This window comes from Pseudomonas sp. FEN (assembly GCF_904067045.1).
GTDB lineage: Bacteria > Pseudomonadota > Gammaproteobacteria > Pseudomonadales > Pseudomonadaceae > Aquipseudomonas.
Window position 1 is genome coordinate 704,672 of record NZ_CAJFDC010000036.1, and the last position, 13,653, is coordinate 718,324.

The window sequence follows — 13,653 nt, forward strand, 5'->3', positions numbered from 1 at the left end:
CGCTTGCAGCTGCCGTTACTACTGCGATTTCCTGACCCGCAGATACCACTCGGAGAGCAGTCGTACCTGTTTGTCGGTGTAGCCACGTTCGACCATGCGTGTGACGAAGTCGTTGTGTTTCTGTTGATCCTCTTTGCTGGCTTTGGCGTTGAAACTGATGACTGGCAGCAGATCCTCGGTGTTGGAGAACATCTTCTTCTCGATCACCACCCGCAGCTTCTCGTAGCTGAGCCAGGTTGGATTCTTGCCGTTGTTGTTGGCCCGGGCACGCAGGACGAAGTTGACGATCTCGTTGCGGAAATCCTTCGGATTGCTGATGCCGGCCGGCTTCTCGATTTTCTCCAGCTCTTCGTTCAGGGCCACGCGATTGAGGATTTCGCCGGTTTCCGGGTCGCGGTATTCCTGGTCCTGAATCCAGAAGTCGGCGTACAGCACGTAGCGGTCGAAGATGTTCTGGCCGTACTCGCTGTAGGATTCCAGGTACGCGGTCTGGATTTCCTTGCCGATGAACTCGATATAGCGCGGTGCCAGGTATTCCTTGAGGAAGCGCAGGTAGCGCTCACGGGTTTCGGCCTGGAACTGTTCCTGTTCGATCTGTTGTTCCAGCACGTACAGCAGGTGCACCGGGTTGGCGGCGATCTCGTGGGGATCGAAGTTGAAGACTTTCGACAGGATCTTGAAGGCGAAACGGGTCGACAGGCCGTTCATGCCCTCGTCGACACCGGCGCTGTCGCGGTACTCCTGGATCGACTTGGCCTTCGGATCGGTGTCCTTGAGGTTTTCGCCGTCGTAGACCCGCATTTTCGAGTAGATGTTCGAGTTCTCCGGCTCCTTGAGGCGCGAGAGCACGGTGAACTGGGCGAGCATCTTCAGGGTGTCCGGCGCGCAATGGGCCTTGGACAGGGAGCTGTTGAACAACAGTTTGTCGTAGATCTTCACCTCGTCGCTGACCCGCAGGCAGTACGGCACCTTGACGATGTAGATACGGTCGATGAAGGCTTCGTTGTTCTTGTTGTTGCGGAAGGTGTGCCACTCCGATTCGTTGGAGTGGGCCAGCAGGATGCCGGTGAACGGAATCGCCCCCAGGCCTTCGGTACTGTTGTAGTTGCCTTCCTGGGTGGCGGTGAGCAGTGGGTGCAGCACCTTGATCGGTGCCTTGAACATTTCCACGAACTCCATCAGGCCTTGGTTGGCCCGGCACAGCGCACCCGAGTAGCTGTAGGCGTCGGCGTCGTTCTGTGGGAACTCTTCAAGCTTGCGGATATCGACCTTGCCGACGAGGGCGGAGATGTCCTGGTTGTTTTCGTCGCCAGGTTCGGTCTTGGCCACGGCGATCTGGTTGAGGATCGACGGGTAGAGCTTGACCACCCGGAACTGGCTGATGTCACCGCCGAACTCGGCCAGGCGCTTGGTGGCCCAGGGCGACATGATGGTGTTCAGGTAGCGCCGTGGAATACCGAAGTCTTCCTCGAGGATCGCGCCATCTTCCGTGGCGTTGAACAACCCCAGTGGCGACTCGAAGACCGGCGACCCCTTGATGGCGTAGAAGGGCACTTTCTCGATCAGTTGTTTCAGTTTTTCGGCCAGGGACGATTTACCACCCCCCACGGGACCGAGCAGGTAGAGGATTTGTTTCTTCTCTTCCAGGCCTTGGGCGGCATGGCGGAAATACGAAACGATCTGGTCGATGCATTCTTCCATCCCGTGGAAGTCTTCAAAGGCCGGATAGCGACGGATCACCTTGTTGGAGAAGATGCGCGACAACCGTGAGTTGGTGGACGTATCCAGCAGTTCGGGTTCGCCGATTGCCAGTAGCAGCCTTTCAGCTGCCGACGCGTAAGCGCTGCGATCCTTTTTGCACAGCTCAAGGTACTCCTGCAGCGTGAGTTCTTCTTGCCGTGTGGATTCGAAGCGTTGTTGGAAATGGCTGAAAATGCTCATGACGTCACCTCGCTCGATACGTGGAGCCGGTGCCGGATCAATCAGTCCAGTGCTGGCATGCAACCGCAAGAAGCTGTTGCCGTTTACCCCCCAGAACACCTTCAAAGCGACGCTCACTTTGAAAATTACTACCGATGACCCGTACGCCGGTGTACCGGCTCTCCCCTGATTTGGATGGCCTGCGCTTAAGGATAGTTCGGAATCGGCGGGGGCAAGTCAAGATGAGCAATTAGTTATGCTTGACCGTTCGTCAGGAAAGGCTCTGGCCCGCGAATCCTGCGGGCTTCAGCGAGAGAAAAAAATTATTCGGACATATCTTGAGCAATTTCTGACGGATAGGTCGTGCGCCACAGTTCGAAGCCACCATCCAGGCTGTAGACGTCGCTGAAGCCCTGGCTGACCAGGTAGGCGGCCGCGCCCTGGCTCGAGTTGCCGTGGTAGCAGCACACTACCGTTGGGGCGTCGAGGTCGGCGGCGCGAATGAAATCGGCGATGTTGTGGTTGTCCAGATGCCGGGCGCCGCTGATATGGTTCAGGGCGAAGGTCTGCGGGTCGCGGATGTCGACGACCACGGCGCCTTGCTCGCGAAGGGCCTGGGCTTGGTCGGGCGGGATACGTTTGAATTCGGTCATGTCGGGCTCCGTCTGGTGCGGGTAGGTCGTACAGTCTAGCGATATAGCCAGGCCCGGAATCGCTCGGCCAGGGTTGGTGGCGGGGCGACACCACCCTGGGCGTCACATTTGCAGGTCAGGCGTTCGCCGGTATCAACGTTCATCAGGGTCATGGCGCCGCCCCAGACGCAGCCGGTATCCAGGGCGAAGATGCCGGGCTCGTCGCATTGACCCTCAAGCGCCGCCCAGTGACCGAAGATGATCTTCAGGTCCTGGGTCCGGCGTTCCTTGTAGCTGAACCAGGGGGCGTAGCCGCGCGGGGCGGTGTTGGCGCCTTCCTTGCCCTTGAGGTCGAGCTTGCCGTCGGCGGTGCAGAAGCGCATGCGGGTGAAGTAGTTGGTGATCACCCGCAGGCGGGTTACACCGTGCAACGCGCTATCCCACTTGTTCGGCTCGTTGCCGTACATGCCGTCGAGGAAGAGCGGCAAGAGGCTATCGTCGCGCAAGGCGGCTTCCACTTCAGCGGCGTATCTGAGGGCCTTCTTCAGGCTCCACTGCGGGGGAATGCCGGCATGGACCAGTACCACGTTGCGCTCGGCGTCATGGTGCAGCAGCTTTTGGCTGCGCAGCCAGTCCAGCAGTTCGACACGATCCGGCGCGTCGAGGATCTCGCGCAGTGTATCGCTTTTTTTCAGGCGTTCGATGTTATGTCCGGCTGCGAGCAGGTGCAGGTCATGGTTACCCAGCACGCAGACCAGCGACTCGCGCATGCCGTAGAGAAAACGCAGGGTTTCCAGGGATTGCGGACCACGGTTGACCAGGTCGCCCACCAGCCACAGTTTATCCTGGGCGGGGTCGAACCTGACGCGCTCAAGCAGGCATTTGAGCGGTTCCAGGCAGCCTTGCAGGTCACCAACGGCATACACCGCCATCAGTGCAGGGCCCCGGGCACGGCCAGGCGGAAGGGGGCGATCACGGCGTCGAAGCGCTTGCCGTCTTCGGCCAGCATCTGGTAGCTGCCTTGCATGTTGCCGACTTTCGTCGTCATCACCGTGCCGCTGCTGTAGGTGTGGCTCTGGCCGACCTCGATCAGCGGTTGCTGACCGACGACGCCGGCGCCGCGGACTTCTTCCACATGGCCGTCGCCATCGGTGATCACCCAGTGTCGTGACATCAGCCGGGCGGGCAGTTCACCGTTGTTCCGCACTGTGATGGTGTAGGCGAAAGCAAAGCGGTTCTGCTCGGGTTGCGATTGTTCCGCAAGGAAACGGGTGACGACGCTGACGTCGACCTGATAACGAGGATCGGACATGCAAAAGGCCTTGGAAGCTGAAGCGCAAGAGACGCTGGACGAAGCCCAGTCTAGGTCAAGTCCCGGGTAGTAGGCCAGCCATGCACGCTGGCCTGCTACCCGGCAGATCAGTTGGCGTCGGGGGCCGTGGCGACCTGCTCACTGAGTTTGTCGGCCAGGCGCACGAAGGCGGCCAGGTCGAGCTGTTCCGGGCGCAGGCTGCCGTCGACACCGGCGGCTTCGATCTCGGCATTGCTGAGCAGGGCCTTGAGGGTGTTGCGCAAGGTTTTGCGGCGCTGGTTGAAGGCTTCGCGAACGACGCGCTCGAGTAGCCGGTGATCCTTGGCCGGATGCGGGAGGACGGCGTGAGGCACCAGGCGGACGATGGCCGAGTCGACCTTGGGCGGTGGGTTGAAGGCGCCTGGGCCGACATTGAACAGGTGTTCCACGCGGCAGTGGTACTGGACCATGATCGACAGGCGTCCCCAATCGCCACCGCCGGGGCCCGCGGCGAGGCGCTCGACCACTTCCTTTTGCAGCATGAAGTGCATGTCGCGAATCAGACTGGCGTTGTGCAGCAGGTGAAAGATCAGCGGCGTGGAGATGTTGTAGGGCAGGTTGCCGACCACCCGCAGGCTGTTGGGCGCCGGGTTCAGGCGGGTGAAGTCGAACTTCAGCGCATCGCCCTGGTGCAGGCTGAAATTGGACCGGCCGGCGAATTGCTGGTTGAGGATCGGCACCAGATCCTTGTCCAGCTCAACGACATCCAGTTGCGCGCCGCTGTCCAGCAGGCCCTCGGTCAGGGCGCCCTGGCCCGGGCCGATTTCCAGCAGGCGGTCTTCGGTCTTGGCATTGATGGCGCGCAGGATGCGGTCGATCACACCGGCGTCGTGCAGGAAGTTCTGTCCGAAACGCTTGCGCGCCCGGTGTTGGTATTGCTCGGTCATAAACGGGTCTCGGCCATCTGGTAGGCGGTTTCCAGGGCGACTTGCAGGCTGCCGGTGTCGATGTTGCCGCTGCCGGCCAGGTCCAGGGCAGTGCCGTGGTCGACCGAAGTACGGATGATCGGCAAGCCCAGGGTCACGTTGACTGCGGCGCCGAAACCTTTGTACTTCAGCACGGGCAGGCCCTGGTCGTGGTACATCGCCAGCACCGCGTCGCAGTGCTCCAGATATTTGGGGGTAAACAGAGTGTCGGCGGGCAGCGGGCCACGCAGGTCCATGCCTTCGCCGCGCAGGCGCTCCAATGTCGGTTCGATGATATCGATTTCTTCGTGGCCCAGGTGCCCGCCTTCGCCGGCATGGGGGTTGAGCCCGCAGACCAGGATGCGTGGGTGGGCGATACCGAACTTTTTCCGCAGGTCGTCATGCAGGATGCGGGTGACCCGCTCCAGGCGCTCCGCGGTAATGGCATCGGCGACCTGCCGCAGGGGCAGGTGAGTGGTCACCAGGGCCACGCGCAGCCCACCGGTTGCCAGCATCATCACCACCTGGGCGGTGTGGGTCAGGTCGGCGAGGAATTCGGTGTGGCCGGAAAAGGCGATGCCGGATTCGTTGATCACGCCTTTGTGCACGGGGGCGGTGATCATGCCGGCGAAATCGCCGTCCAGGCAACCGTTGCCGGCACGGCTCAGGGTTTCCAGGACAAACGCCGCATTGGCCTTGTCCAGTTGCCCGGCGACGACGGCGGTCGACAGCGGGGTATCCCAGACATACAGGCTGCCTGCGGGTGCCGGTTGATCGGGCCATTGGCCCGGTGCCACGGACAGCAGGTCGACCGCCACACCCAGTTGCGTGGCCCGCTCACGGAGCAGGTCACGACTGGTAATGGCGATCAGGGGGTGAGGCTGGGGCTGCGAGGCGAGCAGCAGGCAAAGGTCTGGACCAATGCCCGCCGGCTCGCCGGGGGTCAATGCGAAACGCTGGGGTTTCACTTTGGCGCCTGTTCCGCGCCGGGGAGCTTGATTTCAACGTAGGCTTCGTCGCGGATCTGCCGCAGCCAGGTTTGCAGCTCTTCATCGTATTTGCGATTGCGCAGCACGGTCATCGCTTGCTGTTCGCGGGCCTGGGTGGTGCTGTCGGTGGCGCGGCGGCCGAGGACTTCCAGGACGTGCCAGCCATATTGGGTCTTGAACGGTTTGGACAGGACGCCTTGTGGGGTCTTGGCCATCACTTCGCGGAATTCCGGTACCAGTGCGTTCGGGTCGACCCAGTTCAGGTCGCCGCCGTTGAGCGCCGAGCCCGGGTCTTCCGAGAAGCTCTTGGCCAGGGTGGCGAAGTCTTCGCCGTTGGAGATCCGCTCGTAGAGCTTCTGCGCCAGGGCCTGGGTTTCGGCTTCACTGCGAATGGCGTTGGGCTTGATCAGGATATGACGAACGTGCACTTCGTCACGCATCTGTGTCTCGCCACCGCGCTTTTCCAGGACTTTCAGGATGATGAAACCACCGGGTGTGCGTACTGGCTCGCTGATATCGCCAATCGCCATGCTGCTGAGCATGCGGTCGAACGGTGGTGGCAACTGGGCCGGCTTGCGCCAGCCCATGTCGCCGCCTTCCAGGGCGTTATCGCTGCCGGAGCGGGCAATGGCCAACTGACTGAAGTCGGCGCCTTGCTTGAGTTGCCGGTAGACATCCTGGGCCTGGGCCGCTGCCGCCTGGATAGCTTGCGAGCTGGCGCTGTCCGGGGTCGAAATCAGGATATTGGCCAGGTGCAGTTCTTCGGAGAGCTGCATCTTGCCCAGGTCCGAGGCGAGGAAGTTCTTCACTTCCTGTTCCGACACCTGGATACGCTCCGCGACGCGGCGCTGACGCACGCGGCTGATGATCATTTCCCGGCGAACCTGGTCACGGGCGTCCTCGTAGGAGAGGCCGTCGTGCGCCAGGGCGGCGCGGAATTGATCGATGTTCATGTTGTTGCGCTGGGCGATGGTACCGATGGCCTGGTTCAGCTCGTCGTCGCTGATGCGAATGCCGGAGCGCTCGCCGATCTGCAGTTGCAGGTTCTCGACGATCAGGCGGTCCAGGACCTGTTGGTCGAGGACACTGGTGGGCGGCACGCCGCCGCCGCGCTTGGCGATGGTCTGCTGAACCTCGTGGACGCGCTGGTCCAGTTGGCTCTTCATGATCACATCGTTGTCGACGATGGCCGCGACGGTGTCGAGGGGCTGCACGGCGGCGTGGACCGCCGCGCTCAGGACCAGCGCGCCCAGCATCAGCGGGCGCAGACAATCAGAAAGCTTGATCTTCACGTTGACGATAACCTTGGATGCCTTTGTCGAGGAAGCTCTCGACCTTGTTGCCCATGACGCCACCCAGGCCCTTCAGTACAAACTGAAGGAAGATACCGTGGTCGCCTCGTTCGTTTTGCGGAGCCTGTTGACTGAATTCGTCATACTGGACCCAGTAGCGGTTGATCAGGCGCATTTTCCAGCAGCAGTTGTCGTACTCGAAGCCACCGAAGGCCTCCAGCGTACGGTTGCGGTTGTAGTCGTACTGCCAGCGGCTGATGACGTTCCATTGTGGCACGACCGGCCAGATGACCGAGAAGTCGTGCTGCTCGATCTTGTAGTAGTCCTTCACGAAGCCTGGCTGGCCAGGTGTGCCGTAGTCGCCGCCGAACTGCCATTGACCGGTGTTCTGGTTGTAGATCACCTGGTCGTTGCGATAGCGATAGCCGGCGTTGATAACCTTGTTCGGGTTGTCTTCGGGCTGGTAGTGGAACATTGCACTGCCGGACCGTGGCTGGTGACTTTTCGGGTCCCAGTTGTAGTCGGCCGTGGCACGCCAGTCGCGGTTGAAGTTGTAGGCGTACTCCAGGGCATACGGCGAGACATTGGTCTTGGCGTCGGCGCGAGTCGCGAAGTCAACGCCCGGCAACTGTACGACGCGATCCTTGAAGTAGTACGCCTGGCCGACACTCACGCGCTGACGCTCGAAACCGTTGTCCTCGATCCAGCGGCTGGTGACGCCCAGGGACAGCTTGTTCTCGTCACCGACGCGGTCGTTGCCGGAGAAGCGGTTTTCACGGAACAGCGAGGCATAGTTGAAGCTGTACTCGCCGGTATCGAAGACGGGAATGTTCTTCTGGTCTTCCTCTGGAACATAGAGATAGAACAGGCGCGGTTCCAGCGTCTGGCGGTAGTTGGTGCCGAACAGCTCGGTGCTGCGGTCGAAATACAGGCCGCTGTCGATGCTGGCGATGGGGACTCCACGGTTTTGCGATCGGCTGTAGGTCCCGCCAACGTAATCCTTGCCTGCTGCCGCAGCCGCAATCTGAGCGTTCACAATATCGGTTTGACCCTGCGAACCCAGATCCAGATCGTATTGGGTGTACTGATACTTGAGCGACGGCGTGATGAAACCGTAAGTCCAGTTGAGTGGCAGGCTGACCCCCGGCTTGAGGTTAAGGCGGTCGCCGTTGGCGCGGGCCAGGCCGGTCACGTTGGTATCCAGGCGTGGCGTGGTGACGCCATCCTTGTCGGAGAATGTACCGGTTTCCAGGCTTCGCTCAAAGCGAACGGCTTCAGTTTCATAGCTGAAATTGAGCCCTTCCGGGTGATAAGGCAAGGTACCGTTGAAGGTGATCTGCGGCAGGCGGTTGTACGGCGTGATAACGGCCACGCTCGCCAATTGATAGGCCTGCACGTTCAACTGCGCGGTAAAGCTGTCACCACGATAGGTGGTCGTGGCCTGCTGATTCACATAGTCAGTGCTCTTGACGCCGAGCTGGTTGGTCTGCAAATCCTGGAAGTAGTACGGGTCGCTGATCTTGGTGTAGTCGACCGTGGTCAGGACCCGCGAATCCAGCCCGCCCTTGTGCTGCCAGTTGACCATGTAGCGATCTTTGGTGGCATCCGACTGCTTGTCGCGGTCGTTGCTCTCGTCGCTCAGGACCGCGCCGCCGAACTGCCCTTCGCTGGACTTGGTCAGGTAGCGGAATTCGCCTTCGGTCAACATCCCGCGCTTGCTCATGTAGTGCGGATACAACGTGGCATCGTAGTTCGGTGCCAGGTTGAAGTAGTAAGGCGTGGTCAGGTTGAAACCCGAGGTGCTGTCGCTGGAGAGGCTTGGCGGCAGGAAACCGGATTGCCGACGGTCATCGATCGGGAAATAGATATACGGGGTATAGAAGACCGGAATGTCCTTGACGCGCAAGGTCACGTTGGTCCCCGTGCCGAAGCCGGTCGCCGGGTTCAGGGTGATGTTGTTACCCTTGAGTTGCCAGGCGTTGCTGTTCGGTTCGCAGGTGGTGTACGTACCGTCCTTGAGGCGGATGATCGCGTTCTCGGCGCGCTTGGCATACAGCGCGCTGCCGCGCACACGTGACTTGTGCATCACATATTCGGCGTTATCGACCTGCGATTCGCCGGTGTCCAACTGCACCTCGGCATGGTCGCCGACCAGCAGGGCGCCCTGGTCGCGAACACGAACGTTGCCGTTCAGCTCGCCACGGTTTTCCGCTTGATACAGGCTGGCTTCGTCGGCTTCGACCTGCATGCTGCCCTGGCGCATGACCACGTCGCCGGCCAGTGTCGCGACCTGCTTGTCCTGCTCATAACGCGAGGCTTTGGCGCCGATGAAGGTCGGTGCATCACTTTTATTCGTCTTGTCATTCATGCCAGGACGAATTGGTTCGATATAGGAACCAGAGCAATAAGGACCGGCTTCGGCCAACTGCGCGGCAGTCAGCTTGTCACGCGGGACCCAGTCGAGGTGACTGTAGTCGGCGCTACGCGACTTCAGGCCGCGACCCTTGGCCTCGGTGACCAGCACCGGGCCGGCCGCCTTGTCGCTGCTGGCACCGCTGTCCGCCGGGGCATTGCTGCCCAGGGCCTCGGCATTGCCGTCATGCACGGGACGTGGCGGCAACTGGGCCGTGGTGGTCTTGGGCGCGCAATCCCAGGACCCGGAAGTCGAGACAGAACAGTCATACTGTTCCGCGGCGACCGCGAATGGGGTGGCAAGAGGTTGCAGAGCCAGCAAACCGCCGGTAACCAGCAACGGGAATTTTTTACGAAACGCGGGGGATTTCAATGCCATCTTATTAGTCCGGGCTTCCTGCGTGCCATCTGCCCGCGGTGGGGGTCACACGCCTATCGATGGTCAGAAAAAGATGCTGGATAATAAAGCAACACCCGCTTGACGGCTAGCGTCGTCGGAGACCCATGTAATGCCTGACCAAGATGTACGCTTGCAACACCTGAAAGTTTGGCTGGATCTGCAGTTGGAAAAGCTCTTCCAGGTCGAAGGTTGGGGCACCATTCCCCCGGCCACGTTGACCGCGGCCAGCAGCGATGCGAGTTTTCGGCGCTATTTTCGCTGGGAGGGCGAGGGCCGTAGTCTGATCGTGATGGATGCTCCGCCACCCCGGGAAAACTGCAAACCTTTCGTGGATATCGCCCATTTGCTGGCGAAATCCGCGATCAATGTGCCGAAAATTTACGCGCAGGATCTGGAAAACGGTTTTCTTTTGCTCAACGACCTGGGCAACCAGACCTATCTGGATGTGATCGACGCCGACAACGCCGATGGGTTGTTCGCCGATGCCATCGACGCCTTGCTGGCTTTCCAGCAACTGCCGATGGACAGCGAACTGCCCAGTTATGACGTGGCGTTGTTGCGCCGTGAGCTGGAACTGTTTCCCGAGTGGTACGTGGGGCATGAGTTGGGGCGTGCGTTCGATCCCGCGCAATTGGCGCTGTGGCAGCGGGTCAGCGGCCTGTTGATCGACAGCGCCCTGGCCCAGCCGAAAGTGCTGGTGCACCGTGACTATATGCCACGCAACCTGATGGTCAGCACGCCCAACCCTGGTGTGCTGGATTTCCAGGATGCGGTCTACGGGCCGGTGACCTACGACATTACCTGCCTGTTCAAGGACGCTTTCCTCAGTTGGCCCGAAGCGCGGGTCCACGGCTGGCTACGGGACTACTGGCAGCGGGCGGTTGACGCCGGGATCGCGGTACAGACCGATTTCGAGGCGTTCCTGCGGGCCAGTGACCTGATGGGCGTGCAACGCCATCTGAAAGTGATCGGGATTTTTGCGCGGATCTGCCATCGGGACGGCAAACCGCGTTATCTGGCGGATGTGCCGCGTTTCTTTGCCTATATAGACGCGGTGGTGGCGCGCCGCCCCGAGCTGGCCGAGCTGGGTGAGTTGTTGGCCGGTCTGCGTCAGCCGGTAGGTGTCGTGTCATGAAGGTGATGATTCTGGCCGCCGGTAAAGGCGAGCGGATGCGCCCGTTGACCTTGCACACCCCCAAGCCACTGATCCGGGCCGCGGGTACGCCCTTGATCGACTATCACCTGCGCGCGCTGGCTATCGCCGGCTTCAAGGACGTGGTGATCAACCACGCCTGGTTGGGGCAACAAATCGAAGACTACCTGGGCGATGGCTCCCGCTATGGCCTGCATATCGTCTATTCGCCCGAAGGTGAGCCGCTGGAAACCGGCGGCGGTATTTTTCATGCATTGCCGTTGCTGGGGGAGGAGCCTTTCCTGGTGATCAATGGCGATATCTGGACCGACTATGATTTTGCCTCCCTGCGTCGGCCGATCAGCGGGCTGGCACATCTGGTGATGGTCGACAATCCGGCGCATCACCCGTCCGGGGACTTCAATCTGCTTGACGGCCAATTGCATGACGGTGGAACGGTCGGCGAGAAACTGACCTATAGCGGTATTTCAGTCCTGCACCCGAAACTGTTTGCCGCCTGCACGGCCGGTGCTTTCAAGATCGCGCCGCTGTGGCGCGAGGCGATGGCGCAGGGACGGGTGAGTGGAGAGCACATGCGCGGACACTGGGTAGATGTCGGCACGCTGGATCGTCTGGCGCAAGTCGAGCAATTGTTGAAAGAGAGACAGTGATTATGTTGTGGCCAGGGACTCTGATTGGAGCCGGGGCGGGTTTTGCCATCGCCAGCATTCCGGGGGCCATGTTGGGCGCATTGCTCGGACAGGCGCTGGATCGGCGCCTGCAATTGCACAGCCTCGCACATTTGCGCGAACGCCTGGGGGGCAAGCCCGCGTTGCGTAACGATGAATTACTGTTCGTCCTGCTGGGACGGTTGGCCAAGAGTGATGGGCGGGTGGTCGACGGACATATCCAGCAGGCGCGCGAGGAAATGCGCCAACTGGATATGCACGACGCGGCGCTGCGCCGGGCGATTGCCGCGTTCAACCGGGGCAAGTCGGGGCATGATCGATTGCGCGGCTATCTGAACCATCTGAAGCAGCAGCCCCATGCCGCCGAAGGCGTTTTGCGGGCGTGCTGGCGGATGGTCTGGGCCGATGGCCGGGTCGGGTCGACGGAGCGTGAACTGATCATGCTCTGGGGCAAATGGCTGGGCTGGTCCAGGCAACAGGTCCAGGCCCTGGCCAATGACTACGAGCCCGGTCGCAAGTCGCTGTCGAACAGTACTGGGACTTACGAGGAGGCGCTTGTGTTACTGGGGGTGGCGGCCAACAGCGAGCCGGCGCAAATCAAGCGGGCTTATCGACGCCTGCTCAGCCGCCACCACCCCGACAAGGTTGCGGGCAGCGGGGCGACGCCTTTGCAAGTGCGTGAGGCTACGGAGAAGACCCGTGACCTGCACAATGCCTATTCGCTGATTCGCGAACGCAGGGATTTTCGTTAGGCCCTGGAGCGAAACCGCGGGCTTTGCGGAAAAACACCGTACCGGTAGGCGTCGGCTTGCTGGCGATAGCGGCCAATCAGACCGCGCGAGGCTTGCTGGTCTCATCGCCAGCAAGCTGGCTCCTTGTATTGGCCGCAGTGGGTAGGACGGTATCCGACCGTGCTCAGAGGCCGCCGACATCCTGCGGATTCAACCAGCCGCGAATGCGTCGGAACAATTGTTCCTGGCCGGCGTTGCCCGGCAGGGCCTTGAGTGCAACCTGGCTGTAGCTCGAGGTTTTCTGCCGCTTGCTGGCCTGCAACCGCTCCAGTGCGGCTTTGCGATCCAGCGGCCGGTCCTGATAGAAGAAATCCGCCGTTGCCAGTTTCAGTCCGGGGGTGAGCTGCGCCAGGTTCTGCGTGGCGCTGGTGGGGGTCTGCGCGGCGACCAGGACCAGTTTCTGTATCTGCGGCGAGGGCTTCTCGCTCATATAGCGGGCCACCCAGTAAGCGCCGGTGCCATGGCCCAACAGAACTACGCTACGAGCATTTTGCTGTTTTGCGTAGGCAATAGCCGCATCGATTCGTGCGAAGATTCGTTCTGCATCGGCCTTCAGTTGGTCTTCGGCGGTTTGTGCCGCGGCGTGATCGACCACCTCGGCTTCAGCGCTGGTCGCCTGTTCGATGGGTTTGGCCGTGGTGCTGGCGTCCTTGCCGTTGCTGGCGGTCGCTGCCGGCGCCGTGGGCGCCTCGGCCACCCGCGGCTGGATCGCATCGCTTTGCAGATCCGGCAAGGTCAGGCTCAGGCTGCTCCACTTGGCATCCGGGAACTTACCGCGCAACGGACCGATCACCTGGGGCCAGTCCGCCGTTTCGCCGGCACCGGGAACCAGGATCACGGCACCCAGGGGCGAGGGCGTGTTGGCCGGTTTCCACAAGGCCAGGAAGCTATCGCCTGCGGCCTGCAGTTGCTGTTGTTCCTGCTGGGGCAACTGCCGCTCCAGCGCGGCCGCGTCGTCCTGGCTACGCTCGGGCAGGGGCTGGCGCTCCGCCGGTTTTTCGGCGGGAGCTGGCGTAGGGGCCGGTGTTGGATTAGCCGCCAGGACTGGCGCGGCACAGGGTAGTATCAGCGACAGGCACAGCGCAGGCAGTGCCAGGCGGTAGAGAAAGGGCATCGGATTTTCCAGGCCAGAGTCATCCT

General features: G+C 61.4%; 12 protein-coding genes. 3 read left to right on the forward strand and 9 right to left on the reverse strand.

Annotated features, from left to right (window positions below; translation table 11 throughout):
* Positions 1-18 precede the first annotated feature (18 nt).
* The 8 genes from PFEN_RS26815 to PFEN_RS26850 all read right to left on the reverse strand — a co-directional run bounded on the left by PFEN_RS26815 (position 19) and on the right by PFEN_RS26850 (position 9,880).
* Complete coding sequence (locus tag PFEN_RS26815; protein WP_191489617.1) at positions 19-1,941, reverse strand: PrkA family serine protein kinase; 1,923 nt, start codon at positions 1,939-1,941, stop codon at positions 19-21.
* A 302-nt stretch (positions 1,942-2,243) separates the two neighbouring features.
* The gene (glpE, locus tag PFEN_RS26820; RefSeq protein ID WP_191489618.1) at positions 2,244-2,573 is read right to left on the reverse strand and encodes a thiosulfate sulfurtransferase GlpE; all 330 of its coding nucleotides are present in this window, start codon (positions 2,571-2,573) and stop codon (positions 2,244-2,246) included.
* 35 nt (positions 2,574-2,608) lie between these two features.
* A complete protein-coding gene (locus PFEN_RS26825) occupies positions 2,609-3,484 on the reverse strand; it encodes a symmetrical bis(5'-nucleosyl)-tetraphosphatase (protein WP_191489619.1) in 876 nt (291 codons plus the stop codon).
* Positions 3,484-3,864 carry a Co2+/Mg2+ efflux protein ApaG gene (apaG, locus tag PFEN_RS26830; RefSeq protein WP_191489620.1) on the reverse strand — a complete coding sequence of 127 codons (381 nt, stop codon included), beginning with the start codon at positions 3,862-3,864 and terminating at the stop codon, positions 3,484-3,486. The genes PFEN_RS26825 and apaG overlap by 1 nt, the downstream gene beginning before the upstream one ends.
* Positions 3,865-3,971: 107 nt before the next feature.
* Entirely contained in the window at positions 3,972-4,790 is an 819-nt protein-coding gene (gene rsmA, locus PFEN_RS26835; RefSeq protein ID WP_191489621.1) for a 16S rRNA (adenine(1518)-N(6)/adenine(1519)-N(6))-dimethyltransferase RsmA, read from the reverse strand.
* On the reverse strand, positions 4,787-5,776 hold the full coding sequence (gene pdxA, locus PFEN_RS26840) for a 4-hydroxythreonine-4-phosphate dehydrogenase PdxA (protein ID WP_191489622.1): 990 nt from the start codon (positions 5,774-5,776) through the stop codon (positions 4,787-4,789). Before pdxA ends, rsmA begins: the two co-directional genes overlap by 4 nt.
* Entirely contained in the window at positions 5,773-7,089 is a 1,317-nt protein-coding gene (locus tag PFEN_RS26845) for a peptidylprolyl isomerase (RefSeq protein WP_191489623.1), read from the reverse strand. Before PFEN_RS26845 ends, pdxA begins: the two co-directional genes overlap by 4 nt.
* Positions 7,070-9,880: an LPS-assembly protein LptD gene (locus PFEN_RS26850; protein WP_191489624.1), complete on the reverse strand. Its 2,811-nt coding sequence runs from the start codon at positions 9,878-9,880 to the stop codon at positions 7,070-7,072. Before PFEN_RS26850 ends, PFEN_RS26845 begins: the two co-directional genes overlap by 20 nt.
* A 130-nt stretch (positions 9,881-10,010) precedes the next feature.
* Between PFEN_RS26850 and PFEN_RS26855 the strand changes: the two genes are divergently transcribed.
* The 3 genes from PFEN_RS26855 to PFEN_RS26865 are packed head-to-tail and all read left to right on the forward strand — an operon-like array spanning position 10,011 to position 12,474.
* Positions 10,011-11,036 (forward strand): aminoglycoside phosphotransferase family protein, encoded by a 1,026-nt coding sequence (locus PFEN_RS26855; RefSeq protein WP_191489625.1) that lies wholly within the window; start codon positions 10,011-10,013, stop codon positions 11,034-11,036.
* Complete coding sequence (gene murU, locus PFEN_RS26860; protein WP_191489626.1) at positions 11,033-11,704, forward strand: N-acetylmuramate alpha-1-phosphate uridylyltransferase MurU; 672 nt, start codon at positions 11,033-11,035, stop codon at positions 11,702-11,704. The genes PFEN_RS26855 and murU overlap by 4 nt, the downstream gene beginning before the upstream one ends.
* Before the next feature lie 2 nt (positions 11,705-11,706).
* Positions 11,707-12,474 carry a TerB family tellurite resistance protein gene (locus tag PFEN_RS26865; protein WP_191490265.1) on the forward strand — a complete coding sequence of 256 codons (768 nt, stop codon included), beginning with the start codon at positions 11,707-11,709 and terminating at the stop codon, positions 12,472-12,474.
* Between the two features lie 163 nt (positions 12,475-12,637).
* Here PFEN_RS26865 and PFEN_RS26870 read toward each other — a convergent pair whose 3' ends face one another.
* A complete protein-coding gene (locus PFEN_RS26870; RefSeq protein ID WP_191489627.1) occupies positions 12,638-13,627 on the reverse strand; it encodes an alpha/beta hydrolase family protein in 990 nt (329 codons plus the stop codon).
* Positions 13,628-13,653 lie beyond the last annotated feature (26 nt).

Excerpts from the sequence above, each read along its gene's own strand:
- glpE (WP_191489618.1), bottom strand. The coding sequence starts at position 2,573 with ATGACCGAATTCAAACGTATCCCGCCCGACCAAGCCCAGGCCCTTCGC.
- apaG (WP_191489620.1), bottom strand. The coding sequence starts at position 3,864 with ATGTCCGATCCTCGTTATCAGGTCGACGTCAGCGTCGTCACCCGTTTC.
- murU (WP_191489626.1), top strand. The coding sequence starts at position 11,033 with ATGAAGGTGATGATTCTGGCCGCCGGTAAAGGCGAGCGGATGCGCCCG.
- PFEN_RS26855 (WP_191489625.1), top strand. The coding sequence starts at position 10,011 with ATGCCTGACCAAGATGTACGCTTGCAACACCTGAAAGTTTGGCTGGAT.
- PFEN_RS26825 (WP_191489619.1), bottom strand. The coding sequence starts at position 3,484 with ATGGCGGTGTATGCCGTTGGTGACCTGCAAGGCTGCCTGGAACCGCTC.
- PFEN_RS26815 (WP_191489617.1), bottom strand. The coding sequence starts at position 1,941 with ATGAGCATTTTCAGCCATTTCCAACAACGCTTCGAATCCACACGGCAA.
- PFEN_RS26865 (WP_191490265.1), top strand. The coding sequence starts at position 11,707 with ATGTTGTGGCCAGGGACTCTGATTGGAGCCGGGGCGGGTTTTGCCATC.
- PFEN_RS26870 (WP_191489627.1), bottom strand. The coding sequence starts at position 13,627 with ATGCCCTTTCTCTACCGCCTGGCACTGCCTGCGCTGTGCCTGTCGCTG.
- rsmA (WP_191489621.1), bottom strand. The coding sequence starts at position 4,790 with ATGACCGAGCAATACCAACACCGGGCGCGCAAGCGTTTCGGACAGAAC.
- PFEN_RS26850 (WP_191489624.1), bottom strand. The coding sequence starts at position 9,880 with ATGGCATTGAAATCCCCCGCGTTTCGTAAAAAATTCCCGTTGCTGGTT.